Here is a 26,453-nt window from a genome sequence, read left to right as displayed (position 1 = left end):
ATATTACATTTGATGTGACGGATACTAATTTCAAGCGAGTGGCGGAAGCTACATAAAGTAAAGAGCTTTAGTACTTTCCCTTAAATATCATCACATGAAAGAGAGGCACCAGAGAGATGAAAGCTACAGGTATCGTACGTCGTATTGATGATCTAGGACGGGTCGTCATTCCTAAAGAAATTCGGAGAACACTGCGAATCAGGGAAGGAGACCCGCTTGAAATATTCGTTGACCGCGACGGAGAAGTTATATTGAAAAAATATTCTCCTATCAGTGAGCTTGGCGATTTTGCGAAGGAATATGCAGATGCTTTGTATGACAGTCTCGGCCATTCCGTCTTGATTTGCGACCGTGACGCGTATATTGCCGTTTCAGGCAGTTCGAAAAAAGAATTTCTGAACAAAGCCATCAGCGATTTGCTCGAAAAAACGATGGATCAGCGCAGCTCAGTGGTAGAAAACGACGTGAAGTCCGCGCAGCTTGTTAATGACATTGATGAAGATATGAGCTCCTATACAATAGCTCCGATCGTGGCAAATGGCGATCCTATCGGTGCCGTAGTCATCTTTTCCAAGGAACAGGCACTTGGAGAAGTAGAACATAAAGCGGTAGAAACGGCAGCCAGTTTTTTGGCGAGACAAATGGAGCAGTAGGTCTTATTACCATTATTGAAATAAGAAAACGGAGAAAGAGCAGCCCTTATACAAGTGCTGTTCTTTTTCATATTCATATGTGCTCTCTATCGGTTCGGCCGTTAGGATTGTGATATAATAAGCTCGTTTTATAGACGTAATTTTCTAGCGGCTGGAAGGAGCTTTTGGATGAACGATTCAGTTGGCGCCAAGCGGCAATCGGCATGGAAAGGTGCTTTTGTGCTCGTCGTTGCGGGTATCGTGACGAAGATATTAAGCGCCGTGTACAGGGTTCCTTTTCAGAATATTGTCGGTGACGTCGGATTTTACATTTATCAGCAGGTGTATCCGTTTTTAGGGATCGCGGTCATGCTGTCAACATCCGGTTTTCCGGTTATCATCTCAAAATTAATGAACGATTATAGCGATCATAAACAAAAAATAATGAAAATTTCCGCCCTTTATGTCACGGCGGCCGGACTTGTTCTGTTTGCGCTCATGTATGTCGGCGCGGCGCCGTTGGCCGGTTTTATGGGTGACGCCCGCCTTGTGATGCTGATAAGGGTCGCGGCGTTCGCTTTCATACTGTTTCCGTTTACGGCGGTTTTCCGGGGGTATTTCCAAGGCGTGCATGATATGATGCCGTCAGCCTTATCCCAGATTACGGAACAGCTTCTTCGCGTGGCGGTGCTTCTCGGTTTATCCTTCTGGCTTTTGAAAAGCGGCCGTTCATTATACGCCGCTGGTGCGGGGGCGGCCTCGGGATCAATTGCCGGAAGCTTGGCAGCCCTTTGTGTATTGGCTGTTTTCTGGTATAAGCGGGAAGAAACCAAGAAAGACGGCGGACATATCGCAACGGCCGTCATTGTAAAAAAGCTGCTGCTTTATTCAGTCACCATCTGTATCAGCAGTGTACTCATGCTTTTGATTCAGCTTGTAGACGCCTTAAACTTATATTCACTGCTTTCAGACGGGACGGAGAGCCATGCCGCGAAACAGCTGAAAGGCATATATGACCGCGGACAGCCGCTCCTTCAGCTGGGAACCGTGTTTGCCGTCAGTATCGCCGCGTCATTGGTTCCTTCAATTTCAAAAGCGGTGCATGAGAATAAGCCGTTTATCATAAAAGAGAAAGCGACATCAGCCGTCAAGCTCTGCCTTGCGGTAGGGATCGGTGCATCAGCCGGGCTTTTTTGCATTTTAGAGCCGGTGAATATCATGCTTTTCCAAAACAGTGAGGGGACGCAGACCTTACAAATATTCAGCTTATCTATCTTTTTTGCCTCGATTGCGCTTACAGCAGCCGCGATTCTGCAAGGAGCGGGACATACCGTTTTCCCCGCCGTATCCGTTTTGGCGGGAGGGGCGCTGAAATGGGTGCTGAATGTTTGGCTGGTCCCCGGCTGGGGTATTACAGGAGCGGCACTGGCGACCGTCTTGGCATTTGCCGCAGTTGCGTGCCTGAATCTCCGGAGAATTTGGTCGAAGGGCTGGCTGACGAATATCGGCGGCGTGATTGTCCGTCTGTGCTGGTGCAGTCTGCTGATGGTCTTCTTTCTGCTCGTATATATGAAGCTATGGCAGTTATTTGTTCCCGTCAGCAGGGCCGGAGCTGTATGTGAGAGTCTGTCTGCGTCAGTCATCGGAGGGCTATTGTTTATTTATTGTATGATAAGAATGAAGATTTTCACGGACGAAGAGCTGAGCGGCCTTCCTTTCGGCAGTGCTTTAAGCAAATTGAAAAAGAGGAGAGAAAAACATGGCAGGTAACATTACGGTCGTCGGCCTCGGCGCCGGAGACATGGATCAGTTGACAGTGGGCATACATAAGCTGCTGACTCAGGCGAAGCATTTATATATAAGAACGAAAGACCACCCTTTGATTCCGGAATTAGAGCAAGAGACGGAAGCGGACATCCGGTATTTTGATGATATTTATGAAAAACATGATCAGTTTGAAGCGGTCTATGAAGAGATCGCGGACATTCTGTTTGAAAAAGCGAAGCAAGAGGATGTCGTCTACGCTGTTCCCGGACATCCGTTTGTCGCTGAGAAAACCGTTCAGCTGTTATTTGAACGCCGGGAAGAACAACAGGTAGCTGTTCATACTGCCGGAGGGCAAAGCTTTTTGGATGCCACTTTTAATGCATTGCGAATTGATCCGATTGAAGGGTTTCAATTTACGGATGCGCAAACAATGACGCCGGATGAGCTCGAACTCCGCCATCACCTGATCATTTGCCAGGTTTATGACCAAATGACGGCCTCTGAGGTGAAGCTGACGCTTATGGAGAAATTGCCTGACGACTATGAAGTGGTCATCGTCACGGCAGCCGGAAGCAAGGGAGAAAAGATGACCAAGGTGCCTTTGTTTGAGCTTGACCGCAATGTAGAAATAAATAACTTAACAAGCGTGTATGTTCCGCCGATTAAAAAAGAAGAACTCCTTTACCAGGAATTTTCTGCATTCCGAAGTATTATTCGCGAGCTTCGCGGGCCGAACGGCTGTCCGTGGGATCAAAAGCAGACACACCAGTCATTAAAGAAATATATGATTGAGGAATGCTACGAACTGCTTGAGGCCATTGACGAAGAGGACACGGATCACATGATAGAAGAACTCGGGGACGTCATGCTTCAGGTTATGCTGCACGCCCAGATCGGAGAAGACGAGGGGTATTTCTCAATTGATGATGTCATCAGAGACATCAGTGCGAAGATGGTCAGACGGCACCCGCATGTGTTTAAGGATGTTAAGGTTCAGGATGAACATGATGTCGTCGCCAACTGGGAAGAAATCAAAAAGGCGGAAAAGCAAACAACATCCACTTCATTGCTGGATGCCGTGCCGAAAACACTGCCTTCTCTTGCAAAAGCGGCCAAGCTTCAGAAAAAAGCCGCAAAAACCGGCTTTGACTGGGATGACGTTCAGGATATATGGGATAAAGTAAATGAAGAGCTGAAGGAATTTTCTGCAGAGGCTTCCGCCGAATCAGCAGATGAAATCAGCTTAAAAGCTGAATTCGGCGATGTTTTATTTGCATTGGTCAATATCGGCCGATACTATAAAATTGAGCCTGAGGAAGCGCTCGCCATGACAAATGACAAATTCCGCAGACGCTTTGCTTATATTGAGAAAGAAGCGGCAGCAAAGGGACTTGAATTGACCGCAATGTCACTTGAGGAAATGGACAAATTGTGGGATGAAGCAAAAGAAATGGAGAGGAGATTCTGATATGAGACTTGATAAGTTTTTAAAAGTATCCAGATTAATTAAACGCCGCACATTGGCGAAAGAGGTCGCCGATCAAGGGAGAATCACAGTTAACGGGAATCAGGCGAAAGCCAGCTCAGACGTAAAAGCCGGCGATGAACTGACGGTCCGCTTCGGCCAGAAGCTTGTCACCGTGAAGGTAAACGAATTGAAAGAAACAACGAAAAAAGAAGAAGCCGCGGGCATGTATACAATCGTCAAGGAAGAAAAACTCGGCGAATAGGCTTGTTCTAAACAAGGCTCCCGTCTCATACAATGCAGTAATAATGCTAAAAGTATCGAGGATATGGGGGCTGAATAGATGAATTCATATTATGAGCAAAAAGGTTCTTCTTCTGTTCCGGAACAGCATGATGTAACGATGAAAGGGAGAAAGCATTTAGACATTTCGGGCGTCAAGCATGTAGAAAGTTTTGACAACGAAGAGTTTTTGCTGGAAACGGTTATGGGAATGCTTTCCGTCAGAGGCGAGAACCTGCAGATGAAAAATCTTGATGTGGAAAAAGGGATTGTATCTATAAAAGGCAGGGTGTTTGACCTTGTATATTTAGACGAGCAGCAAGGGGATAAAGCTAAAGGGTTTTTTAGCAAGTTGTTTAAATGACGCTGACCACCCAATTTTATACGATGCTGGCAATGACCGGTATGGGCGCCTGGCTCGGAGCGTCGCTTGATACATACAGGCTGTTTGTCAGCCGCGCCAAAACGGCCAGATGGCTGTTATTCATTCATGACATTCTCTTTTGGATTGTACAAGGTCTGCTGTTTTTCTATGTGCTGCTCAACGTGAATGAAGGGGAACTCAGGGTATACATTTTCTTGGCTGTCTTACTGGGGATTGCGACGTACCAAAGCCTGTTTAAACGAATGTATATAAAAATATTGAAATTTGCCATTCATCTTGCGGTGTCTCTTTACCAATTCGCAAAAAAGCTCATTCAGCACGTGCTGTTCCGTCCGGTGCTTCTGCTCTTTAAGCTGCTCATCGGGCTGATCACGGTTATTTCTTTATACTCCTATCGGGTGAGTGCCTTTTTTGCGAAGTGTCTTTTTAAGATCGTAACGTTTTTGCTGTATCCGCTGTTTTTCCTGTTGAAACAATTATTGAAACTTCTTCCTGAAAAGTGGCGTCTTACTTTCAAACGATATTTTCAAAAAAGTGCAGGATTTTTACAAAAGAGCAAGAAACTAATCATAACAATCAGATCGACCATGATACGTATTTTGAAAAGGTGAAAGGAGGACCGTCTGGTTTGAATCTATCTAGAGAACGTACAATAACTGAAATCCAAAACGACTATAAAGAGCAGGTTGAACGGCAATCCCAGCTTATGAAAAGAAGGCGGAAAGGGCTTTTCAGACGGTTGATCGTATTCGGCGCCCTTGTGTTGTTGACGGCTATTGTCTTAGCGGGTTCTCTGTGGTCACAGACCTCTTCCCTTAGCGCAAACGAAGAAAAGAAAGCTCAGCTGGAAAAACAAGTGAAAGAATTGAACGCGAAACAGGCTGATTTAAAAGATGAAATTTCCAAATTAAAGGATGAGGATTACGTCACAGAGCTTGCCAGAAGAGACTTGTTTATGTCAGGAAATGGTGAGATTCTCTTCAATGTAGAAAAGAAGAGCAAGTAGCCTTGTTGACACTTAAATTTTTATTTAGGTATAATTAAACAAACGATCTTTTTATAAGCCTAAGGAGGAGCACTTTTTTTATGTCGATTGAAGTTGGCAGCAAGTTGCAAGGGAAAATAACAGGTATTACAAATTTCGGAGCATTTGTTGAATTGCCTGGAGGCTCAACCGGTCTCGTTCATATCAGTGAGGTAGCCGATAATTATGTTAAAGACATTAACGAGCATTTAAAAGTCGGCGATCAAGTTGAAGTGAAAGTCATCAACGTTGAAAAAGACGGGAAAATTGGTTTATCAATTAAAAAAGCTAAAGACCGTCCGCAAGCCAGACCTAGAAATGATTTCCGTCCGAAAGAATCTTTTGAACAGAAAATGAACAAGTTTCTTAAAGATAGCGAAGACCGCTTATCATCTTTAAAACGAAACACGGAATCAAAACGTGGAGGGCGCGGAGCAAGAAGAGGATAACTTGCTGCTTTCTATAAATACATGGAGCATCCGTCTATCCCAGCGGGTGCTTTTTTTGTATGCGCCATTATAGTCAGAAAATTAAAACTTCAAAGTTTCTGTTGACGGAATGAAGAAACCTTTGTATTATATAACTTGTGCTTATAAGCACCTATATGGCGGTGTAGCTCAGCTGGCTAGAGCGTACGGTTCATACCCGTGAGGTCGGGGGTTCGATCCCCTCCGCCGCTACCATATATATGGCCCGTTGGTCAAGCGGTTAAGACACCGCCCTTTCACGGCGGTAACACGGGTTCGAATCCCGTACGGGTCATCAAGCGAATCGGCTTCTGTTGCAGAAGCCGATTTTTTCATATTTAGACAACTTTTTGAGAAATGTCGGAGGAAATACGAAAGGAAAGGGGAACAAGGGAGAAAGCGTCGAAGAGTTCTTTGGAATTGTTACCTTCTTTTGACAAAATCCTATCTGGGCTTTCATTTATAATGACAAGCAACGAATAAAACAGGTGGGGGATGAGAGCAATGGAAAAAGCGGAAAGAAGAGTGAACGGGCCGATGGCGGGACAAGCTCTGGAAAAACTGCAATCGTTTTTTGAAAAGGCGGCAAAGCTTACAGTCCATCAAGCGCATTCACTTTTTTTCTATAAGGGTTTCATTTATGTCGTGATCGGTTTTTTACTTGGACGGGCTTTCATATTATCTGAGGTTCTTCCGTTTGCGCTGCCGTTTTTCGGAGCGATGCTTTTGATCAGAAGAGATAAAGCCTTCTATGCTTGTCTGTCTTTACTTGCGGGCGCTTTAACCATTTCGCCGAAACACTCTTTATTGATTCTCACAGCTTTGGCCGTCTTCACTCTATTTTCAAAAATCGGTACATATATCGTGCAGGACCGGGTGAAGATGCTGCCGATCGTGGTGTTTTTCTCTATGGCTGCCGCGAGAATCGGATTTGTTTATTTTGAAAGCGGCGCTTTTACCACCTATGATTATGTGATGGCTGTTGTCGAGGCGGGCCTGGCCTTTATTTTGACGCTGATCTTTTTGCAAAGCCTGCCGATCTTCACGATCAAAAAAGTGAAGCAATCGTTAAAAATAGAAGAAATCATCTGTTTTATGATCTTGATCGCATCCGTTTTAACCGGGCTTGCCGGTGTTTCATTTCAGGGAATGCAGGCTGAACATATCCTGGCCCGCTATGTCGTGCTGAGTTTTTCCTTTGTCGGCGGGGCAAGCATCGGCTGTACGGTCGGTGTTGTGACCGGACTGATCCTCGGGCTTGCGAATATCGGGAACCTCTATCAAATGAGTCTGCTTGCGTTTTCCGGGCTTCTTGGCGGGCTGCTGAAAGAAGGAAAGAAAGCCGGAGCCGCAGTCGGATTAGTGATCGGCTCACTGCTGATTTCATTATATGGAGAAGGGTCTGCCGGATTAATGACCACTCTTTATGAATCTTTGATTGCCGTTGTTTTGTTTTTGATTACGCCTCAATCGATTACGAAAAAGGTGGCGCGATACATACCGGGCACTGCTGAGCACAGTCAGGAACAGCAGCAGTACGCGAGGAAAATCAGAGATGTCACCGCCCAGAAAGTAGACCAGTTCTCCAATGTGTTTCATGCCTTGTCGGAGAGCTTCGCCACCTTTCATCAGACGTCTTCCGATGAGCAGGCGGAAGAAGGGGAAGTGGATCTCTTTTTAAGCAAAATCACGGAGCATTCGTGCCAATCCTGCTATAAGAAAAGCAAATGCTGGGTTCAAAACTTTGATAAAACATATGACTTAATGAAACAAGTTATGCATGAAACAGAAGAAAAACAGTATGCCTCAAACCGCAGATTAAAAAAGGAGTTTCAACAGCACTGTTCCAAATCCAGACAGGTGGAAGAGCTGATTGAGGACGAACTTGCCCACCATCACGCCCATCTGACACTGAAGAGAAAAGTTCAGGACAGCAGAAGGCTTGTTGCCGAGCAGCTGTTGGGGGTTTCTGAGGTCATGGCGGACTTTTCTCGGGAAATAAAACGGGAGAGGGAGCAGCATTTTATTCAGGAAGAACAAATGATAGAGGCGCTTCAGCATTTTGGAATCGAGATTCAGCATGTCGAGATATACAGCTTGGAGCAGGGCAATATTGATATCGAAATGACAATCCCGTTCAGCGGAGGACACGGCGAGAGTGAGAAAATTATCGCCCCGATGCTGTCTGACATTCTTGAGGAGCAGATACTTGTCAAAAGCGAACAGCACTCGACTCATCCGAATGGCTACAGCCATGTCGCGTTCGGTTCGACCAAGTCGTACCGGGTATCGACAGGCGCGGCTCATGCGGCAAAAGGCGGCGGCCTTGTCTCCGGCGACAGCTACAGCATGATGGAACTGGGGGCGAGAAAATATGCGGCCGCGATCAGTGACGGCATGGGCAATGGGGCGAGGGCCCATTATGAGAGCAATGAAACGATTAAGCTGCTCGAAAAAATTCTCGAATCAGGTATTGATGAAAAAATAGCGATAAAAACGATCAACAGTATTCTGTCTTTACGGACGACAGACGAAATCTACTCAACTCTCGATCTTTCTATCATTGATCTTCAGGATGCAAGCTGCAAATTCTTGAAGGTCGGTTCAACGCCGAGTTTTATCAAGCGGGGAGATCAAGTCATGAAAGTGCAGGCCAGCAATCTGCCGATCGGCATCATCAATGAATTTGATGTGGAGGTTGTAAGTGAACAGTTAAAAGCGGGAGATCTGCTCGTCATGATGAGTGACGGTATTTTTGAAGGGCCGAAGCACGTTGAAAACCACGACCTGTGGATGAAACGGAAAATGAAAGGGCTGAAAACCGAAGACCCGCAAGAAATCGCTGATATATTAATGGAAGAGGTCATCAGAACGCGTTCCGGCCAAATCGAAGACGATATGACAGTGGTTGTTGTCCGGATTGACCACAACACGCCGAAATGGGCTTCCATACCGGTGCCGGCGGTTTTCCAAAATAAAAAGGAGATTTCTTAATCATTTCGTATAAATCACTTTCCTTCTGGCGAAGATGGGACTAATCGTATCACCGGGAGGAATGTATGTGAATAAGGGACATTTAAATCAAGTTCTGCTGATTACAGATGGCTGCTCCAATCATGGTGAAGACCCGATCGCAATGGCGGCTTTCGCCAAGGAGCAGGGGATTACGGTGAATGTTATAGGAATTATGGAAGAAAACGCGATTGACCAAGAGGCAATGAAGGAAGTTGAAGGCATCGCCATGGCCGGAGGCGGCGTCCATCAAGTTGTGTATGCGTCACAATTGTCTCAGACGGTTCAAATGGTGACGAAAAAAGCAATGACCCAGACGCTGCAAGGTGTCGTCAATCAAGAGCTTAAACAAATCTTAGGGAAAAACGTTGAAATGGAAGAGCTTTCTCCTGAAAAACGCGGCGAAGTGATGGAAGTGGTTGATGAACTCGGCGAAACGGTTCATCTGCAAGTGCTTGTGCTGGTTGATACGAGTGCGAGTATGGCGCCGAAACTGCCGACGGTGAAAGAAGCGCTGATCGATCTTTCCATCAGTTTAAATTCCCGGGCCGGGCAAAATGAATTTGCAATGTGTATATTTCCCGGGAAAAGCCAGGAAGTTGAGCTTGTGCTGAATTGGACGCCGAAGCTTGAATCCCTTTCTGCACTCTTTGCGAAGCTGTCGACCGGCGGTATCACCCCTACGGGCCCCGCTATCCGGGAAGCGACGCAGCAGTTTGAGAGAATCCGCTCAAGAAGGAGCATGTTGGCTGATGATGAACGACGCTTTAACGAGTTTGGCATGTAGTCTGGCACCGGGGACGGCAATTCAGGGCAAATGGAACGGCAAATCCTACAGATTGCTCAAACAGCTTGGAAAAGGGGCTAACGGTATTGTATATCTGGCAGAAGCATCAGGCGGACAGGTCGCTTTGAAAATAAGCAGCGACAGCATGTCTGTTACCTCTGAAGTGAATGTCTTAAAATCCTTTTCAAAGGCCCGGTCGCAAACGATGGGGCCTTCTTTTTTTGATGCGGACGACGCGTTTATTCCGCAGCTGAATAAAAATGTCTCTTTTTACGTGATGGAGTACATAGAAGGGCCGCTTCTTCCGCAATATATCAGCAGTAAGGGAGCGGAGTGGATTCCGGTGCTGATGGTGCAGCTTCTTTCCAGCCTGTCAGTCCTTCATCAGCAAGGGTGGGTTTTTGGCGACCTCAAACCGGACAATCTCATTGTAACCGGACCACCGGCTGCCATTCGCTGCATTGATGTAGGGGGAACGACAAAACAGGGCCGCGCGATTAAAGAGTATACGGAGTTTTACGACAGGGGCTATTGGGGGTATGGAACAAGAAAAGCAGAACCATCCTATGACCTGTTTGCTGTCGCAATGATCATGATCCACTGTGTCCAGAAGAAAGAGTGCAAAAAGTCAGGACAGCCGAAAGAACAGCTTCGTTCTATCATTGAAGGCCACCCGTTTCTGAATAAGTATAAGAAGGTTCTGTTTTCTGCTTTAAACGGCCAATATCCGTCTGCGGAAGCCATGAAGCATGACATCCTGACGGCGGGGCAGAGTGCAGGGAGTAAAAGGAAAGCCGCCGCCAAGCCTAAGCCGCCGCAATCAAAACCGCGGCAGGGCACTGTATCTCAAACGCGGTATAAACCTAAACAAAAACCCGCAAAGCACAATGGTTTGTTTGAAACAACACTTATTTTAATCAGCGTTCTCGCCCTTTATTTCGCTTACATCGTCTTTTTTCTCATCTAGTGCCGGCCGGACGCCTGCGCTCATGCTTCTTCTTTGCTTGGAGGGAATGAAAGTGATAGGATATGTATATCTTTAAAAAACCTGCTCATTGTGAGGGGGACATTGTGAAAAGCGTGGAAGATTTTTTCAAAACATATCATCTTCAGGCGGAGGGAGAAACGATTATTGCCGGGGTCTCCGGAGGCCCTGATTCAATGGCGCTTCTCAGTATGCTGAATAAGCACTTCGGGCATTCTTCCGTTATCATAGCGGCGCATGTCGACCATCAGTTCAGGGGTCCTGAATCTGAAGAAGATATGAAGTTTGTGCAGTCATATTGCGAAGCGGAACATATCCTCTGCGAAACGGTACAGATTGATGTTTCTGCATACGCAAAGAAGAATAAGCTGAACAAGCAGGCTGCCGCGCGTGATTGCAGATATCAGTTTTTCGAAGATCTGATGACAAAACACCAAGCGAAGTTTTTGGCGCTGGCTCATCACGGCGATGACCAGGTTGAGACAATGCTCATGAGGCTTGCGAAAGGTACGCTCGGGGCAGGGCTTGCGGGAATGCAGCCCGTCCGCGAATTTGCATCCGGCTGGCTGATCAGGCCTTTCCTCTATGCGGCAAAGGATGAAATCCTTGAATACTGCCGTCAAGAAGGGCTCAGCTACAGAACGGATGAGAGCAATGCAAAAGACGATTATACAAGAAACAGATTCAGAAAGACCGTGCTTCCTTTTTTAAAACATGAATCACCTGACGTTCATAAAATGTTTCAAAAGGTGAGTGAAGCACTGACAGAAGACGAACAATACCTGCAGTCATTAACGAAAGAACGAATGAATAAGGTTATTACAAGCAAGTCTGACACATCGGTTGAAGTCAATTCCTCTCAATTGCTTGCCCTTCCGATACCTTTACAAAGAAGAGGAGTTCAACTAATATTAAACTATCTTTATGAAAACGTTCCATCGTCGTTTTCCGCCCGCCACATACAGCAGTTTCTCGAATGGGCGGAAAATGGAAGCGCCTCGGGAGTGCTTGATTTTCCGAAAGGGCTGAAGGTGGTCAAATCATATCAGACATGTTTGTTTACATTTGAACAATGGCAATGTGAAAAAGTTCCCTTTGAGCTGCAGCTGCAAGGAGCGGAAGGCGAGACTGCTGTTCTCCCCAACGGCTTTATGATAGAGGTGGCCGATCAGGCTGACCCTCATATCAAAAATGGGAATGCTGTTTTTATGACAAGCAGAAACAAGGTGCAATTTCCTTTAACAATCCGGACGAGAAAAATCGGCGACCGGATCAAACTTAAAGGGATGAATGGCTCGAAAAAGGTGAAAGATATATTTATTGATCATAAACTGCCTCTGCGGGATCGGGACGAATGGCCGATTGTAACGGATGCGAGCGGTGAAATTATCTGGCTGCCTGGCTTGAAAAAATCCATCTTTGACGATCTTGTGATTTCAAACAGTGACCGCATTGTATTACAATATAGACAGCATGAAAAGTGTAGGGGGCAAGCATTAACATGAAACAGGATATCGAAAAAGTGCTGATCTCAGAAGATGAGATCCAGCAGAAAGTAAAACAGCTTGGAGAACAATTAACAAGCGAGTACAGCGACACGTTTCCGTTGGCAATCGGTGTGTTAAAGGGAGCGCTTCCCTTTATGGCTGATCTTATAAAGCATATTGATACATATTTGGAAATGGACTTCATGGATGTATCAAGCTACGGAAATTCCACGGTTTCTTCCGGAGAAGTCAAAATCATCAAAGATTTGGATACATCTGTAGAAGGCCGGGACATCTTAATCATTGAAGATATTATCGACAGTGGGTTAACCTTGAGCTATCTCGTAGAACTCTTCCGATATCGTAAAGCGAAATCAATTAAGATTGTTACCCTGTTGGATAAACCAAGCGGAAGAAAAGCGGACATTAAAGCAGACTTCGTAGGCTTTGAAGTTCCTGACGCGTTTGTTGTGGGTTACGGACTTGATTATGCCGAACGCTATCGCAATCTGCCTTACATCGGAGTATTAAAACCGGCGATTTATGAAAGCTGATCGGCTGCCTGCTTCCGAGATGGTTATCGGTTGTATTGGAATGATTTTCTATGGTACTATTGAACATAGTTGTGCTTACTGTGGGAGGAGGTAAGGAATGAATCGGGTCTTCCGTAATACCATTTTTTATTTACTTATTTTATTAGTAGTAATCGGGGTTGTGAGTTACTTCCAGACTTCAAACCCGAAAACAGAAAATATGTCGTACAGTACGTTTATCAAGAACCTCGATGAAGGGAAAGTTGATAGCGTATCGGTTCAGCCTGTCAGAGGTGTTTATGAGGTAAAAGGACAGCTGAAAAAATACGACAAAGACCAGTACTTTTTAACACATGTTCCTGAAGGAAAAGGAGCAGACCAGATATTTGACGCAATTAAAAAGACGGACGTAAAAGTTGATCCCGCACAGGAAACAAGCGGGTGGGTGACGTTCTTAACGACGATCATTCCGTTTGTCATCATCTTTATTCTGTTTTTCTTCCTGCTCAATCAGGCTCAGGGCGGCGGCAGCCGTGTCATGAACTTCGGAAAGAGCAAAGCGAAGCTGTATACGGAAGAAAAGAAACGCGTGAAGTTTAAAGATGTAGCCGGCGCGGATGAGGAGAAGCAGGAGCTTGTTGAGGTTGTTGAGTTTCTGAAAGATCCTCGCAAATTCGCCGAGCTTGGCGCCAGAATCCCTAAAGGCGTGCTGTTGGTCGGACCTCCGGGAACCGGTAAGACGCTGCTTGCGAGAGCCTCAGCCGGTGAAGCGGGCGTTCCTTTCTTCAGCATCAGCGGATCTGATTTCGTTGAAATGTTTGTCGGTGTCGGTGCTTCCCGTGTGCGTGATTTATTCGAAAATGCGAAAAAGAATGCGCCTTGTCTGATCTTCATTGATGAGATCGACGCGGTGGGACGTCAGCGCGGCGCAGGTCTTGGCGGCGGGCATGATGAACGCGAACAGACGCTGAACCAGCTGCTTGTTGAGATGGACGGTTTCAGTGCGAATGAAGGAATCATTATTATCGCTGCGACAAACCGTGCGGACATTCTTGACCCTGCATTGCTTCGTCCGGGACGTTTTGACCGTCAGATTACGGTAGACCGTCCGGATGTCATCGGCCGTGAAGCCGTATTACAGGTCCATGCGAGAAACAAACCGCTTGATGAAACGGTGAACTTAAAAGCAATCGCTTCAAGAACACCCGGCTTCTCAGGCGCCGATTTAGAAAACCTTCTTAACGAAGCGGCACTCGTTGCTGCCCGTCAAAACAAGAAGAAAATTGATATGCGCGACATTGATGAAGCGACGGACCGTGTCATTGCGGGTCCTGCGAAGAAGAGCCGTGTCATATCGAAAAAAGAACGCAATATCGTGGCGTACCACGAGGGCGGTCACACTGTTATCGGACTTGTGCTGGATGAAGCCGATATGGTTCATAAAGTAACGATCGTTCCGAGGGGGCAGGCTGGCGGATACGCGGTCATGCTTCCGAGAGAAGACCGTTACTTCCAGACAAAACCTGAACTTCTCGATAAAATTGTCGGTCTTCTGGGCGGACGCGTTGCCGAGGAAATTATCTTCGGCGAAGTCAGCACGGGCGCTCACAATGACTTCCAGCGGGCAACGAACATTGCGAGAAGAATGGTGACAGAGTTCGGTATGTCTGAAAAACTCGGACCGCTTCAGTTCGGTCAATCTCAAGGCGGTCAAGTATTCCTGGGCCGGGATTTCAACAACGAGCAAAACTACAGTGATCAGATCGCTTACGAAATCGATCAGGAAATTCAGCGCATCATTAAAGAATGTTATGAGCGTGCGAAAACCATCCTGACTGAAAATCGTGATAAGCTTGAATTGATTGCTCAGACATTGCTTGATGTGGAAACATTAGATGCGGAACAAATCAAGCATCTCGTGGATCACGGAAAACTCCCTGAGCGCAATTTCTCAGATGACCATCTTCAAAAAGACGATGTGAAAGTAAACATCCTGTCTAAAACAGAAGACGAAAAGAAAGACGAGCCGAAAGAATAGTTCGCTTTCTGATATGAAAACCGCCGGCGTATACCGGCGGTTTTTTTACTGGTTCCGTTTTGTTTACAAAAGAGCCGCAGATCGTGTATGGTATTGTAGAATGTTGAAAATGTTATGATTAGAAACTATTCAAAAGTGGTGATAGAGGTTGTTACTGGTTATAGATGTGGGGAACACCAACACCGTGATTGGTGTATATCATGATGGGGAATTAGAATATCATTGGCGCATAGAAACGAGCAGGCACAAAACAGAAGACGAATTCGGCATGCTGCTCCGCTCCTTATTTGAACATTCCGGACTCATGTTTGAACAGATTGAAGGGATTATCATCTCATCCGTGGTGCCGCCGATTATGTTCTCTTTAGAAAGAATGTGCACAAAATACTTTCACATCGAGCCGCAAGTTGTCGGCCCGGGAATGAAAACAGGTTTAAATATAAAGTATGACAATCCGAAAGAAGTGGGAGCTGACAGGATCGTCAATGCCGTTGCGGCGATCCAGCAGTATGGAGGCCCCTTAATTGTTGTTGATTTCGGAACGGCGACGACGTATTGCTACATTGATGAAAACAAACAATACATGGGCGGCGCGATTGCTCCCGGCATTACGATTTCAACGGAAGCGCTGTACTCACGTGCGGCGAAGCTTCCGAGAATTGAAATCGCCCGACCGGACAATATCATCGGCAAAAACACGGTAAGCGCCATGCAGTCCGGCATCCTTTTCGGCTATGTCGGACAAGTTGAAGGCATTGTAAAGCGGATGAAATGGCAGGCAACACAGGAACCGAAAGTCATTGCGACAGGCGGGCTTGCGTCATTAATCGCAAACGAATCAGACTGTATTGATATTGTTGACCCGTTTCTCACTCTGAAAGGGTTGGAAATCATTTATGAGCGAAATCGCGTGGGTCACGTATAGGAGGTAAACGATGGATTATTTAATTAAAGCAATTGCATATGACGGTAAAGTGCGGGCTTATGCAGCCAGAACGACAGATATGGTTAATGAAGCGCAAAGAAGGCATGACACGTGGCCGACGGCATCAGCCGCAATCGGCCGGACGATGACAGCTTCTCTGATGCTAGGAGCGATGCTTAAGGGTGAAGATAAGCTGACAGTCAAAATAGAAGGCGGCGGCCCGATCGGAGCCATTGTCGCAGATGCGAACGCAAAGGGTGAGGTAAGAGCATACGTATCAAACCCGCACGTTCATTTTGATCTCAATGAACAAGGGAAACTGGATGTCAGACGGGCGGTCGGAACTGACGGAACACTCAGTGTCGTAAAAGATTTGGGCTTACGTGATTATTTTACGGGACAAGTAGAGATTGTCTCGGGTGAACTCGGTGACGACTTCACATATTATCTTGTTTCTTCTGAACAAGTCCCTTCATCTGTCGGCGTAGGTGTTCTAGTAAATCCTGATAACACCATTCTCGCTGCGGGCGGGTTCATCATTCAGCTTCTTCCGGGGACTGATGAAGAAACCATTTCAACAATTGAAAAGCAATTATCTCAAATCGAACCGATTTCAAAATTGATTCAAAAAGGCCTGACACCGGAAGAAATCTTAGAAGAAGTTCTAGGTCAAAAACCGGACGTTCTCGAAACAATGCCGGTCAAATTTCACTGTTCTTGTTCAAAAGATCGATTCGAAACGGCCATTTTAGGACTAGGCAAAAAAGAAATACAAGATATGATAGAAGAAGACGGAAAAGCCGAAGCGGTTTGCCATTTTTGTAATGAGAAATATTTATTTACAAAAGAAGAACTGGAAGAGCTTCGTGACGAAACAACCCGCTAGCTCTTTAGCGGGTTGTTCTATTTTATAAAAGGGATGGGGTAGATTTTGAAATCGAGAACACTTTTGACGATTATTGTAGCGGCGCTGTTAGTATGCAGTGTGACAGTGGCGTATAAGTTAACAAAATCCCAAGCCGCGGGGTCATCTGAAGAATCCATCGCGACAATCGGTGATAAACATATCACACGGCAAGACTGGATGAAAAAGATGGAAGACCAGTACGGAAAATCAACTCTGGAAGACATGATTAATGCAGAAGTAGTGGAAGAGCTTGCGAAAAAGAATAAACTCACAGTTTCAAACAGCGAATTGGAGCGGGAGTTTCTTTTAATCAAAGCGGTAGATAATTCATTTTATGAAGACAGCCATATTACCGAAAAAGAATGGAGAGACCAGATCCGCTACAATATTCTTCTTGAAGAACTGCTGACGAAGGACATCGATATATCGGATAAGGAAATGCAATCATTTTATAATAAAAATAAAGAATTGTACCATTTCGATGATTCCTACAGAATCCGGCACATTGTCGTCAAAAACAAAGATGAGGCGGACAGGGTGCTTGCTGATTTGAAAGGCGGTTCCAGCTTTGAAGCCGTCGCCGCTGAACGTTCCACGGACAGATATACGTCTCAGTATGGCGGAGACCTCGGCTTTGTGACAGAAAAACAGGAAAATATCCCGCAGGCATATATCACAGAAGCTAAAAATCTTAAAGAAGATGAATGGTCCGCTGAACCGATTAAAGTTTCTTCAGGATACGCCATCATTCAGCTGAAAGAAAAGCTTAAATCGAGAACTTTCTCATACAATGAAGTGAAGAGCCAAATCAGACGCCAGATCGCGATGGATCAATTAGGTGACAAGGCGACAGTCAAAACGCTGTGGAAAGAGGCGGGGGTCTCTTGGTTCTACGGGGAAAAAAGAACTAAATGATTGACAAAAAATTTTGAAATTGATAACTTATATTTATAATACCAATAAATTTAGTCGGAAATTGAGGTGTCCAACATGGTGCGTATTGCAAATTCTATTACTGAACTAATCGGAAATACTCCTATTGTGAAATTGAATCGCCTGACGGATGAAAACAGTGCAGATGTATATCTGAAGCTTGAATACATGAATCCGGGCAGCAGCGTAAAAGACCGGATCGGAGTGGCGATGATTGAAGCGGCTGAAAAAGAAGGAAAATTAAAAGCCGGCGACACAATCATTGAACCGACAAGCGGAAATACAGGAATCGGTCTTGCGATGGTGGCAGCGGCTAAAGGTCTCAGAGCCATTCTCGTTATGCCTGATACGATGAGTATGGAGCGACGCAATCTGCTGCGCGCATACGGAGCGGAGCTTGTGCTGACTCCCGGCGCAGAAGGAATGAAGGGCGCCATTAAAAAGGCGGAAGAACTTGCCGAGGAACACGGATACTTTGTGCCTCAGCAATTCAACAATGCGGCAAACCCGGAAATTCACCGCCAAACGACAGGGAAAGAAATCGTAGAACAGTTTGGTGACGACCAGCTTGATGCGTTCGTGGCCGGAATCGGTACCGGCGGAACCATCACGGGAGCGGGCGAAGTGCTGAAAGAAGCATATCCATCCATCAAAATCTATGCGGTAGAGCCGGCGGATTCTCCAGTTCTTTCCGGCGGAAAACCGGGCCCGCATAAAATTCAGGGTATCGGAGCGGGATTTGTCCCTGAAACATTGAATACGGACATCTATGATCAGATCATTCCCGTCAAAAACGAGGATGCATTTGAATATGCCCGTAAAACGGCAAAAGAAGAAGGGATTCTCGGCGGCATTTCTTCCGGAGCGGCCATTTACGCGGCACTGGAAATCGCGAAAAAATTGGGGAAAGGCAAGAAAGTGCTTGCGATCATCCCTAGTAACGGAGAACGTTACTTAAGCACACCGCTTTATCAGTTTGAATAGAGACATACACACGGCTCCCGGCTGTATCCGGGAGTTTTTTTTGTGCCTGAAGCATCGGAAATCCAAAAAACGTTTCGAATTTTATGGTTGGAAGTGAAATTCACTTTTTTCACCAGTGTGATTGCTTTAAAATAAAACTACAGTAAAACGAAGCAGAGGATTGATATGATGGCACAACGCAGACCGGCAGGAAGAAAAATACCTTTTACGAAACAAGCATTTTTACAGCGATATGAAAACCTTTCGAAATCGAGAAAACGGCATGTTCTGCTCGAAAGCGCGAGAGGGGGAAGATTCAGTATAGCCGGTCTAGATCCGATTGCGTCCGTCAGAGGAAAAGACGGAATTACAACGATCAAGCATGAGGGGGAAACACTGTTTAAAGAAGGTGACCCGCTGCGGGCCTTTCATGAATGGTTTGGAACGCTCGGAACGGAAACAAACGTTGAGTTTCCGGACTTTCAGGGCGGTGCGATTGGTTTTATCAGTTACGACTACGCCCGATATATTGAGAATTTTAAGATGCTGTCGTTAGATGATCTGGAAACACCTGATATTTACTTTCTGGTTTTTGATGATGTAGCTGTTTATGACCATGAGGAAGAGGCGTTATGGCTCATTACCCATACTGAAGCGGAAGAAGCGGATCTTGCGGAAGAAAAGCTGTCCGGCTTAGAGGACATGTGGTGTTCCCTCCAAACGGCGGACGAGCCTTTTTCACCGCTGAATCGGAATGGGGACGGATCGTACGCCGCTCCGTTCACCGAGGAAGGATTTTCACAGGCTGTAGAACAAATTAAACAATATATCGCGAGCGGCGATGTGTTCCAGGTTAATTTGTCCATCAGGCAGTCTCAGTCCTTATCCGTTCATCCGTATGAGGTGTATAAACACTTGAGAAACGTCAATCCGTCTCCTTACATGGCCTATCTCGAGACACCGGGGTTTCAAGTGATATGCGGGTCGCCGGAGCTATTGGTGACAAAGAAGGGGAAGAAGCTTGAAACGAGACCGATCGCGGGTACGCGTTCAAGAGGAAAAGACGATGCTGAAGACAAGGCTTTGGCTGATGAATTAATTCACAACGAAAAAGAACGTGCGGAACATGTCATGCTTGTTGATCTTGAGCGCAATGACCTCGGGCGCGTATCGCGCTACGGCTCCGTGCGGGTTAACGAATTTATGGCAATCGAAAAGTATTCCCACGTCATGCATATCGTGTCAAACGTACAGGGGGAACTGCAGGACGGATATGACGCGACAGACATTATTCATGCGGTTTTCCCGGGGGGCACCATCACGGGAGCGCCCAAAGTGAGAACGATGGAAATTATAGAAGAGCTTGAGCCGACAAGACGGGGGCTTTATACTGGATCTATAGGCTGGTTCGGATTCAACGGAGATTTGCAGTTTAACATTGTGATCCGGACGATCTATGCAGCCGGCGGACATGCTTTCATGCAGTCCGGAGCAGGAGTGGTCATTGATTCGGTTCCGAAGCATGAATACAAGGAATCGTTCAAAAAAGCTTTTGCGATGAAAAAGGCGTTAGAGCTGAGCGAAGAAGAGACAAAAAATCAGACGAGGTGAGCAGAGATGATTTTAATGATTGACAATTATGATTCATTTACGTACAACTTGGTTCAATATTTGGGTGAGCTCGGGGAGGAACTGATCGTCAGACGGAATGACGAGATTACGATTGAGCAGATTGAAGAGCTGGGTCCGGACTTCTTAATGATTTCACCCGGGCCGTGCAGTCCTGATGAAGCGGGGATCAGCCTCGAAGCCATCAAACATTTTGCCGGCAGTATTCCTATTTTCGGCGTATGTCTCGGACATCAGTCGATTGCGCAAGTATTCGGCGGCGACGTCGTCAGAGCGGAGCGGCTCATGCACGGCAAAACGTCAGAAGTTATGCATGACGGACAGACGATTTTTAAAGGCCTGCAAAATCCGCTGGTCGCCACCCGGTATCATTCACTTATTGTCAAAGCGGACACGCTGCCGGATTGTTTTACGGTATCCGCTCAAACCAAAGAAGGAGAAATTATGGCAATCCGCCATAATGAGCTGCCTGTTGAAGGTGTTCAGTTCCATCCGGAATCCATCATGACCTCCTTCGGCAAAGAGATGCTCAGAAACTTTATAGAGACACACCGCAAAAAGGAAGTGACGGTGTGATTATATATTTGAATGGTCAATATATAGAGGAGAAAGAAGCGGCGCTTTCTCCTTTTGACCATGGTTATCTGTACGGGATCGGCGCGTTCGAGACGTTCAGGCTTTACAGCGGCCGGCCGTTTCTGCCGGATGCGCATGTCGCCAGGCTCAACAGGGCGCTTCGGGATCTGCAGATTGCATATGAGGTGAACAAACAGGAGCTGCTTGATATGCTTCTAAGACTGTTGCTCCTCAATGACATCAAGGACGGCAGCGCACGTGTCCGGCTTAACATCTCGGCAGGCGTCAGCGATAAGGGATTTGCCGCGCAGACTTATGAAAAGCCGACCGTCCTTTGTTTCGTCAACCGGCTCAATCCGGAAACTCTGCCTGTTCAAAAAGAAGGCAGGCTTCTCTCTGTCCGGAGAAATACGCCTGAAGGATCTTTTCGGTTAAAATCCCATCACTATTTAAACAACATGTATGCTAAACGGGAGATCGGGAATGATCCCAATCTTGAAGGCATTTTCCTGACCGGTGAAGGAGATGTCGCGGAAGGCATTGTCTCCAACGTGTTTTGGCGAAAAGGAGACAAGGTCTTTACACCATCCTTGGATACAGGCATTCTCGACGGCGTAACGAGACAGTTTGTTATTGATGAATTGAAACGGCAGGGGACAGAAGTCACCGAAGGCCGATTCCGTTTTCAATCAATGCTTGAAGCGGATGAAGCATGGTTGACAAACTCCGTGCTTGAAATCATCCCGTTTTCTAAAATAGAGGAAGTGCCGCTGCCCGGAGTGAGCGGAAAAACGGTGCAATTGCTCCGTAAGCAGTATCAGCAGGAAATAAACAAAATGAATGTACAGGAGGAGGAACAAAATGGCGCAGCAAACAATTGAACATCCTAAACTGATTCATACAAAAAAAGGCACTCTTTCCTATAAAGAGAAGACGCTCGTTATGGGGATATTAAATGTAACGCCAGACTCCTTCTCTGACGGCGGCAAATACGACAGTACGGAAAGGGCGCTTCTGCATGCGGCGAAGATGGCTGAAGAAGGGGCGCATATCATAGATATCGGCGGTGAATCGACAAGACCCGGCGCATCACTCGTGTCGGCTGATGAGGAAATGTCACGAGTCATCCCTGTCATAGAGCGGATCACAAGCGAGCTGGACATTCCGCTTTCAATCGATACGTACAAAGCGTCCGTGGCAGACGAAGCGGTCAAAGCGGGAGCCTCTATCCTTAATGACATCTGGGGGGCGAAAGGTGATCCTGACATGGCGTCAGTAGCCGCCGCACACGGGGTTCCGATTATCTTAATGCATAACCGCATGGAAAGAAACTACAACGATCTTATTCCTGATATGCTTGCAGACTTGATGGAAAGCGTAAAAATTGCCGCGGAAGCCGGCGTCACAGATGAAAATATGATTCTGGATCCGGGGATCGGCTTTGCGAAAAACTATGAGGACAATCTGGCTGTCATGAACAAGCTGGAGGTGTTCAGCGGGTTAGGTTATCCGCTGCTTCTGGCGACATCGAGAAAAAGGTTCATCGGCCGTGTGCTTGACCTTCCCCCTGAAGAACGTGCCGAGGGAACGGGAGCGACAGTATGCCTTGGCGTCCAAAAAGGCTGCGACATTGTGAGGGTGCACGATGTCAAAGAGATCGCAAGAATGACGAAGATGATGGATGCTATGTTGAACAAAGGAGGCGTACATTATGGATAAAGTATATGTGGAAGGTATGGAGTTTTACGGATATCACGGCGTGTTCGAAGAAGAAAACAAACTCGGCCAGCGCTTCAAAGTAGACCTGACTGCCGAACTGGATTTGAGCAAAGCGGGAAAAACGGATGACCTTTCTTATACCATTAACTATGCGGAATTGTACAGTGTCTGCCGCGGCATCGTTGAGGGCGAACCCGTCAATTTGGTCGAGACGCTTGCGGAACGGATCGCAGACACCGTCCTTGAGAAATTTGAGCCGGTGCAGCAATGTACGGTAAAAGTTGTTAAGCCTGACCCGCCGATTCCCGGCCATTATAAATCAGTAGCCATAGAAATGACGAGAAAGAAATCATGAACAATACGGCATATATCGGCCTCGGTTCCAATATGGGCGACCGTGAACATTATTTGCGCCAGGCAGTGGCCATGCTCACCCGGCATCATGGCGTGACGGTGTCAAAGGTGTCCTCCATATATGAAACAGATCCCGTCGGCTATGAGGATCAAGATCAGTTTCTTAATATGGCGGTTGAAGTGAAAACGTCGTTATCTCCTTTTGAACTTCTTGATGTAACGCAGAGCATTGAAGCTGAATTAGGCAGAACGAGAGAGATTCGCTGGGGACCGCGGACGGCAGACCTTGACATTTTGCTGTATAATCGTGAAAATATTGAAACGGAGCGGCTGATTGTTCCGCATCCGAGAATGTATGAGCGCTTATTTGTCCTTGCGCCGTTAAAAGAAATATGTTCGCAGGCGGATCATATCACGATAAGCGCTGAAACAAACCAAGAAGGTGTAAGAGTATGGAAGCAGAAATCTGGGGTAGGCGAATTCGTGCATTCAGAAAGCTGAAAGGTTATACTCAAGAAGGATTTGCAAAAGCATTAGGTATATCAGTTTCTATTGTCGGTGAAATTGAACGCGGAAACCGATTGCCGTCAGATGCCATCATTCAAGAAGCGGCAGATGTTTTAAATATAAGTGCGGACGAATTGGCCCCGCCTGAAAAATAGACAAATGAAAGGAGGGGAAAAATGTTTAAAATCGGTGATATTCAATTGAAAAACCGGGTTGTGCTTGCCCCTATGGCCGGTGTCTGCAACTCAGCGTTCAGATTGACTGTAAAGGAATTCGGAGCCGGATTGGTATGCGCTGAAATGGTCAGTGACAAAGCGATTCTTTACAACAATGCCAGAACAATGGGGATGCTTTACATTGATGAACGTGAAAAACCGCTCAGCCTTCAGATTTTTGGAGGGAAAAAGGAAACCCTTGTGGAAGCGGCGAAGTTTGTAGATCAAAACACGACTGCTGATATTATTGATATTAACATGGGATGTCCCGTACCCAAGATTACAAAATGTGATGCGGGCGCCAAATGGCTTCTCGATCCCGATAAGATTTATGAAATGGTATCCGCAGTAGTAGATGCTGTTGATAAGCCGGTTACAGTGAAGATGAGAATGGGTTGGGATGAAGAGCACATTTATGCGGTGAAAAACGCCCAAGCCGTTGAACGTGCCGGCGGAAAAGCCGTTGCCCTGCACGGCCGCACAAGAGTGCAAATGTATGAAGGCACTGCGAACTGGGATATCATTAAAGAAGTGAAGCAATCCGTCTCCATTCCCGTCATCGGAAACGGTGATGTCAAAACGCCTCAGGACGCGAAACGCATGCTTGAGGAAACAGGAGTTGACGGCGTCATGATCGGCCGGGCCGCACTCGGCAACCCGTGGATGATTTACCGTACGGTGCACTACCTTGAAACCGGCGAGTTAAAAGACGAACCGAAAGTCCGTGAAAAAATGTCGGTATGCAAACTGCACTTAGACCGCCTGATTAAGTTAAAAGGCGAAAATGTGGCAGTCAGAGAAATGAGAAAACACGCTGCCTGGTACCTGAAAGGTGTCAGAGGCAATGCGAATGTACGCAACGAAATTAACCAATGTGAGACGCGTGAAGAAGTTGTGCAGCTTTTAGATGCATTTACCGCCGAAGCAGAGGCAAAAGAGCTTCAAGATGCAAAAGTAGGTTAATATACACCCTCTATTGCTGCTCACTGCCAGCTTACCGCTGGCAGTTTTTCTGCTTTTTCGTGAAATCAAAATGTAACGGAGTGATACCAATGAGTCAAGAAGAGCAAAATCATGAGGAATTGAACGACCAGCTGCAAGTCAGACGAGATAAAATGAACCAGCTGAGAGAAAACGGCATTGACCCTTTCGGCGAACGTTTCGAGAGAACGCATCAATCTCAACAGATCATTGACGCCTACCAGGAGCTTTCTAAAGAAGAACTGGAAGAAAAAGCGGTCGAAGTGACCATTGCAGGCCGTATGATGACAAAGCGCGGAAAAGGGAAAGCCGGCTTTGCGCATCTGCAGGACTTAGAAGGTCAAATTCAAATTTACGTAAGAAAAGACAGTGTCGGCGAAGAACAATATGAAATCTTTAAATCTTCAGACCTCGGAGACGTTATCGGCATCACGGGGAAAGTTTTCAAAACAAACGTAGGCGAGCTTTCTGTCAAAGCGACATCTTTTGAACTGCTGACAAAAGCACTGCGTCCTCTTCCTGATAAATATCATGGGTTAAAAGACGTTGAACAGCGTTACCGCCAGCGCTATCTCGATCTCATCGTAAACCCTGACAGCAAACAAACGTTTATCACACGCAGCAAAATCATCCAAGCGATGAGAAGATACTTAGATGACCATGGATACTTAGAAGTTGAAACACCTACGATGCACAGCATACCGGGAGGAGCGTCTGCACGCCCGTTCATCACGCACCATAACGCACTCGACATGCCTCTTTATATGCGTATTGCGATTGAACTGCACCTGAAACGCCTGATTGTCGGCGGATTGGAAAAAGTCTACGAAATCGGCCGCGTGTTCCGTAACGAAGGTGTTTCTACACGCCACAACCCTGAATTCACGATGATCGAGCTGTATGAAGCGTACGCCGATTATAAAGATATTATGAGTCTTACGGAAAACCTCGTAGCACATATTGCGCAGGAAGTGATTGGAAGCACCACAATCCAGTACGGCGAAGAGCAGATTGATTTGAAACCTGAGTGGAAACGACTCCACATGGTAGATGCGGTCAAAGAAGCGACAGGTGTAGATTTCTGGAATGAGATGACTGTTGAAGAAGCGCGCGGTCATGCAAAAGAGCATGGTATCGAGATCACAAACTCAATGACGGTGGGTCATATCATCAATGAATTCTTCGAACAAAAAATTGAAGAAACACTCATTCAGCCTACATTTATTTACGGCCACCCTGTAGAGATTTCTCCTCTTGCTAAGAAAAATCCAGAGGACCCTCGCTTTACAGACCGTTTTGAACTGTTTATCGTCGGCCGTGAGCACGCTAATGCGTTTACGGAGCTGAATGACCCTATTGACCAGAGGGAACGCTTTGAAGCGCAGTTAAAAGAAAGAGAAGAAGGAAACGATGAAGCGCATATGATGGATGAAGACTTCGTTGAAGCTCTTGAATACGGCATGCCGCCGACCGGGGGATTGGGTATCGGTATCGACCGCCTTGTCATGCTGTTAACAAATGCTCCGTCTATCAGAGACGTTTTATTATTCCCTCAAATGAGACAACGCTAATAAAAGGGAAGGCGCCGTTTCTGCTTATCGCAGTACGGCGCTTTTTTAGAAACAAGCCGCTCGTAAAACTTTTTTGATTTTCTTTTAAAAAACTATTGCACTATTATTTGTGAGGTGGTATATTATTATTCGTTGCCGCTAAACAAGGCGCTGACGAAAAAAGAAATTTAAAAAGTTGTTGACTTCAAGAGATTGATAAGATATAATAATAAAGTCGCTTGAACGAAAGACAAAATGATCTTTGAAAACTAAACAAGACAAAACGTACCTGTTAATTCAAAGTTTTAAATAAATCGCACAGCGATGTGC

General features: G+C 46.2%; 27 protein-coding genes and 2 tRNA genes. All 29 read left to right on the top strand.

Annotated elements, in window-relative coordinates; genetic code table 11:
- Positions 1-116: 116 nt before the first annotated feature.
- The 29 genes from spoVT to lysS all read left to right on the top strand — a co-directional run bounded on the left by spoVT (position 117) and on the right by lysS (position 26,144).
- The gene (gene spoVT / locus AC3WTF_RS17950) at positions 117-653 is read left to right on the top strand and encodes a stage V sporulation protein T (protein WP_004264646.1); all 537 of its coding nucleotides are present in this window, start codon (positions 117-119) and stop codon (positions 651-653) included.
- 168 nt (positions 654-821) lie between these two features.
- Positions 822-2,402: a putative polysaccharide biosynthesis protein gene (locus AC3WTF_RS17945; protein ID WP_047935109.1), complete on the top strand. Its 1,581-nt coding sequence runs from the start codon at positions 822-824 to the stop codon at positions 2,400-2,402.
- Positions 2,392-3,867: a bifunctional methyltransferase/pyrophosphohydrolase YabN gene (gene yabN, locus AC3WTF_RS17940; RefSeq protein ID WP_007409933.1), complete on the top strand. Its 1,476-nt coding sequence runs from the start codon at positions 2,392-2,394 to the stop codon at positions 3,865-3,867. The genes AC3WTF_RS17945 and yabN overlap by 11 nt, the downstream gene beginning before the upstream one ends.
- A 1-nt stretch (position 3,868) precedes the next feature.
- A complete protein-coding gene (locus tag AC3WTF_RS17935; RefSeq protein WP_007409934.1) occupies positions 3,869-4,129 on the top strand; it encodes an RNA-binding S4 domain-containing protein in 261 nt (86 codons plus the stop codon).
- A 78-nt stretch (positions 4,130-4,207) separates the two neighbouring features.
- A complete protein-coding gene (yabP, locus tag AC3WTF_RS17930; RefSeq protein ID WP_004264638.1) occupies positions 4,208-4,510 on the top strand; it encodes a sporulation protein YabP in 303 nt (100 codons plus the stop codon).
- Positions 4,507-5,142 (top strand): spore cortex biosynthesis protein YabQ, encoded by a 636-nt coding sequence (yabQ, locus tag AC3WTF_RS17925; protein WP_007409935.1) that lies wholly within the window; start codon positions 4,507-4,509, stop codon positions 5,140-5,142. The genes yabP and yabQ overlap by 4 nt, the downstream gene beginning before the upstream one ends.
- Positions 5,143-5,159: 17 nt before the next feature.
- Entirely contained in the window at positions 5,160-5,537 is a 378-nt protein-coding gene (gene divIC / locus AC3WTF_RS17920) for a cell division protein DivIC (protein WP_004264632.1), read from the top strand.
- Between the two features lie 80 nt (positions 5,538-5,617).
- Complete coding sequence (locus AC3WTF_RS17915) at positions 5,618-6,004, top strand: S1 domain-containing RNA-binding protein (protein WP_004264630.1); 387 nt, start codon at positions 5,618-5,620, stop codon at positions 6,002-6,004.
- Between the two features lie 157 nt (positions 6,005-6,161).
- A tRNA-Met gene (locus AC3WTF_RS17910) sits at positions 6,162-6,238 on the top strand.
- Between the two features lie 7 nt (positions 6,239-6,245).
- Positions 6,246-6,317, top strand: a tRNA-Glu gene (locus AC3WTF_RS17905).
- 209 nt (positions 6,318-6,526) lie between these two features.
- Positions 6,527-9,016 (top strand): stage II sporulation protein E, encoded by a 2,490-nt coding sequence (spoIIE, locus tag AC3WTF_RS17900; protein WP_007409936.1) that lies wholly within the window; start codon positions 6,527-6,529, stop codon positions 9,014-9,016.
- 67 nt (positions 9,017-9,083) lie between these two features.
- Positions 9,084-9,821, top strand: a complete 738-nt coding sequence (locus AC3WTF_RS17895; protein ID WP_004264624.1) for a vWA domain-containing protein — start codon at positions 9,084-9,086, stop codon at positions 9,819-9,821.
- Positions 9,787-10,788: a serine/threonine protein kinase PrkT gene (prkT, locus tag AC3WTF_RS17890; RefSeq protein ID WP_007615197.1), complete on the top strand. Its 1,002-nt coding sequence runs from the start codon at positions 9,787-9,789 to the stop codon at positions 10,786-10,788. Before AC3WTF_RS17895 ends, prkT begins: the two co-directional genes overlap by 35 nt.
- Before the next feature lie 104 nt (positions 10,789-10,892).
- Positions 10,893-12,311: a tRNA lysidine(34) synthetase TilS gene (gene tilS, locus AC3WTF_RS17885; protein ID WP_015239029.1), complete on the top strand. Its 1,419-nt coding sequence runs from the start codon at positions 10,893-10,895 to the stop codon at positions 12,309-12,311.
- Positions 12,308-12,847 (top strand): hypoxanthine phosphoribosyltransferase, encoded by a 540-nt coding sequence (gene hpt, locus AC3WTF_RS17880; RefSeq protein ID WP_004264611.1) that lies wholly within the window; start codon positions 12,308-12,310, stop codon positions 12,845-12,847. Before tilS ends, hpt begins: the two co-directional genes overlap by 4 nt.
- A 97-nt stretch (positions 12,848-12,944) precedes the next feature.
- Positions 12,945-14,864: an ATP-dependent zinc metalloprotease FtsH gene (gene ftsH, locus AC3WTF_RS17875; RefSeq protein ID WP_004264608.1), complete on the top strand. Its 1,920-nt coding sequence runs from the start codon at positions 12,945-12,947 to the stop codon at positions 14,862-14,864.
- 148 nt (positions 14,865-15,012) lie between these two features.
- Positions 15,013-15,789: a type III pantothenate kinase gene (locus AC3WTF_RS17870; protein WP_007409940.1), complete on the top strand. Its 777-nt coding sequence runs from the start codon at positions 15,013-15,015 to the stop codon at positions 15,787-15,789.
- A gap of 10 nt (positions 15,790-15,799) precedes the next feature.
- Positions 15,800-16,675 carry an Hsp33 family molecular chaperone HslO gene (gene hslO / locus AC3WTF_RS17865; protein ID WP_004264606.1) on the top strand — a complete coding sequence of 292 codons (876 nt, stop codon included), beginning with the start codon at positions 15,800-15,802 and terminating at the stop codon, positions 16,673-16,675.
- A 45-nt stretch (positions 16,676-16,720) separates the two neighbouring features.
- Complete coding sequence (locus AC3WTF_RS17860) at positions 16,721-17,611, top strand: peptidyl-prolyl cis-trans isomerase (RefSeq protein WP_076851441.1); 891 nt, start codon at positions 16,721-16,723, stop codon at positions 17,609-17,611.
- 75 nt (positions 17,612-17,686) lie between these two features.
- A complete protein-coding gene (gene cysK, locus AC3WTF_RS17855; protein ID WP_007615206.1) occupies positions 17,687-18,613 on the top strand; it encodes a cysteine synthase A in 927 nt (308 codons plus the stop codon).
- A gap of 168 nt (positions 18,614-18,781) precedes the next feature.
- Positions 18,782-20,203, top strand: coding sequence for an aminodeoxychorismate synthase, component I (pabB, locus tag AC3WTF_RS17850; protein WP_024084798.1), 1,422 nt, complete (start codon positions 18,782-18,784; stop codon positions 20,201-20,203).
- 6 nt (positions 20,204-20,209) lie between these two features.
- Positions 20,210-20,797: an aminodeoxychorismate/anthranilate synthase component II gene (pabA, locus tag AC3WTF_RS17845; protein ID WP_007409944.1), complete on the top strand. Its 588-nt coding sequence runs from the start codon at positions 20,210-20,212 to the stop codon at positions 20,795-20,797.
- Positions 20,794-21,678, top strand: coding sequence for an aminodeoxychorismate lyase (gene pabC, locus AC3WTF_RS17840; protein ID WP_039062450.1), 885 nt, complete (start codon positions 20,794-20,796; stop codon positions 21,676-21,678). Before pabA ends, pabC begins: the two co-directional genes overlap by 4 nt.
- Positions 21,659-22,516, top strand: a complete 858-nt coding sequence (folP, locus tag AC3WTF_RS17835) for a dihydropteroate synthase (protein ID WP_042635686.1) — start codon at positions 21,659-21,661, stop codon at positions 22,514-22,516. The genes pabC and folP overlap by 20 nt, the downstream gene beginning before the upstream one ends.
- On the top strand, positions 22,509-22,871 hold the full coding sequence (folB, locus tag AC3WTF_RS17830; RefSeq protein WP_003150671.1) for a dihydroneopterin aldolase: 363 nt from the start codon (positions 22,509-22,511) through the stop codon (positions 22,869-22,871). The genes folP and folB overlap by 8 nt, the downstream gene beginning before the upstream one ends.
- Positions 22,868-23,371: a 2-amino-4-hydroxy-6-hydroxymethyldihydropteridine diphosphokinase gene (gene folK, locus AC3WTF_RS17825; RefSeq protein ID WP_042635687.1), complete on the top strand. Its 504-nt coding sequence runs from the start codon at positions 22,868-22,870 to the stop codon at positions 23,369-23,371. The genes folB and folK overlap by 4 nt, the downstream gene beginning before the upstream one ends.
- Complete coding sequence (locus AC3WTF_RS17820) at positions 23,323-23,532, top strand: helix-turn-helix domain-containing protein (RefSeq protein WP_047935113.1); 210 nt, start codon at positions 23,323-23,325, stop codon at positions 23,530-23,532. The genes folK and AC3WTF_RS17820 overlap by 49 nt, the downstream gene beginning before the upstream one ends.
- A 21-nt stretch (positions 23,533-23,553) precedes the next feature.
- On the top strand, positions 23,554-24,555 hold the full coding sequence (dusB, locus tag AC3WTF_RS17815; protein ID WP_007409948.1) for a tRNA dihydrouridine synthase DusB: 1,002 nt from the start codon (positions 23,554-23,556) through the stop codon (positions 24,553-24,555).
- Positions 24,556-24,644: 89 nt separating this feature from the next.
- Entirely contained in the window at positions 24,645-26,144 is a 1,500-nt protein-coding gene (gene lysS, locus AC3WTF_RS17810) for a lysine--tRNA ligase (RefSeq protein WP_492314324.1), read from the top strand.
- Positions 26,145-26,453 lie beyond the last annotated feature (309 nt).

The sequence above is a fragment of the Bacillus sp. EB106-06-01-XG163 genome (assembly GCF_058791615.1).
The sequence above is the reverse complement of the archived record's forward strand: the minus strand, read 5'-3'. Positions and strand labels throughout refer to the sequence as shown.

Coding starts and splice junctions, on each gene's coding strand:
- spoVT (WP_004264646.1), top strand. CDS start 117: ATGAAAGCTACAGGTATCGTACGTCGTATTGATGATCTAGGACGGGTC.
- AC3WTF_RS17945 (WP_047935109.1), top strand. CDS start 822: ATGAACGATTCAGTTGGCGCCAAGCGGCAATCGGCATGGAAAGGTGCT.
- yabN (WP_007409933.1), top strand. CDS start 2,392: ATGGCAGGTAACATTACGGTCGTCGGCCTCGGCGCCGGAGACATGGAT.
- AC3WTF_RS17935 (WP_007409934.1), top strand. CDS start 3,869: ATGAGACTTGATAAGTTTTTAAAAGTATCCAGATTAATTAAACGCCGC.
- yabP (WP_004264638.1), top strand. CDS start 4,208: ATGAATTCATATTATGAGCAAAAAGGTTCTTCTTCTGTTCCGGAACAG.
- yabQ (WP_007409935.1), top strand. CDS start 4,507: ATGACGCTGACCACCCAATTTTATACGATGCTGGCAATGACCGGTATG.
- AC3WTF_RS17915 (WP_004264630.1), top strand. CDS start 5,618: ATGTCGATTGAAGTTGGCAGCAAGTTGCAAGGGAAAATAACAGGTATT.
- spoIIE (WP_007409936.1), top strand. CDS start 6,527: ATGGAAAAAGCGGAAAGAAGAGTGAACGGGCCGATGGCGGGACAAGCT.
- prkT (WP_007615197.1), top strand. CDS start 9,787: ATGATGAACGACGCTTTAACGAGTTTGGCATGTAGTCTGGCACCGGGG.
- hpt (WP_004264611.1), top strand. CDS start 12,308: ATGAAACAGGATATCGAAAAAGTGCTGATCTCAGAAGATGAGATCCAG.
- ftsH (WP_004264608.1), top strand. CDS start 12,945: ATGAATCGGGTCTTCCGTAATACCATTTTTTATTTACTTATTTTATTA.
- hslO (WP_004264606.1), top strand. CDS start 15,800: ATGGATTATTTAATTAAAGCAATTGCATATGACGGTAAAGTGCGGGCT.
- cysK (WP_007615206.1), top strand. CDS start 17,687: ATGGTGCGTATTGCAAATTCTATTACTGAACTAATCGGAAATACTCCT.
- pabB (WP_024084798.1), top strand. CDS start 18,782: ATGGCACAACGCAGACCGGCAGGAAGAAAAATACCTTTTACGAAACAA.
- pabA (WP_007409944.1), top strand. CDS start 20,210: ATGATTTTAATGATTGACAATTATGATTCATTTACGTACAACTTGGTT.
- folP (WP_042635686.1), top strand. CDS start 21,659: ATGGCGCAGCAAACAATTGAACATCCTAAACTGATTCATACAAAAAAA.
- folB (WP_003150671.1), top strand. CDS start 22,509: ATGGATAAAGTATATGTGGAAGGTATGGAGTTTTACGGATATCACGGC.
- folK (WP_042635687.1), top strand. CDS start 22,868: ATGAACAATACGGCATATATCGGCCTCGGTTCCAATATGGGCGACCGT.
- AC3WTF_RS17820 (WP_047935113.1), top strand. CDS start 23,323: ATGGAAGCAGAAATCTGGGGTAGGCGAATTCGTGCATTCAGAAAGCTG.
- dusB (WP_007409948.1), top strand. CDS start 23,554: ATGTTTAAAATCGGTGATATTCAATTGAAAAACCGGGTTGTGCTTGCC.
- lysS (WP_492314324.1), top strand. CDS start 24,645: ATGAGTCAAGAAGAGCAAAATCATGAGGAATTGAACGACCAGCTGCAA.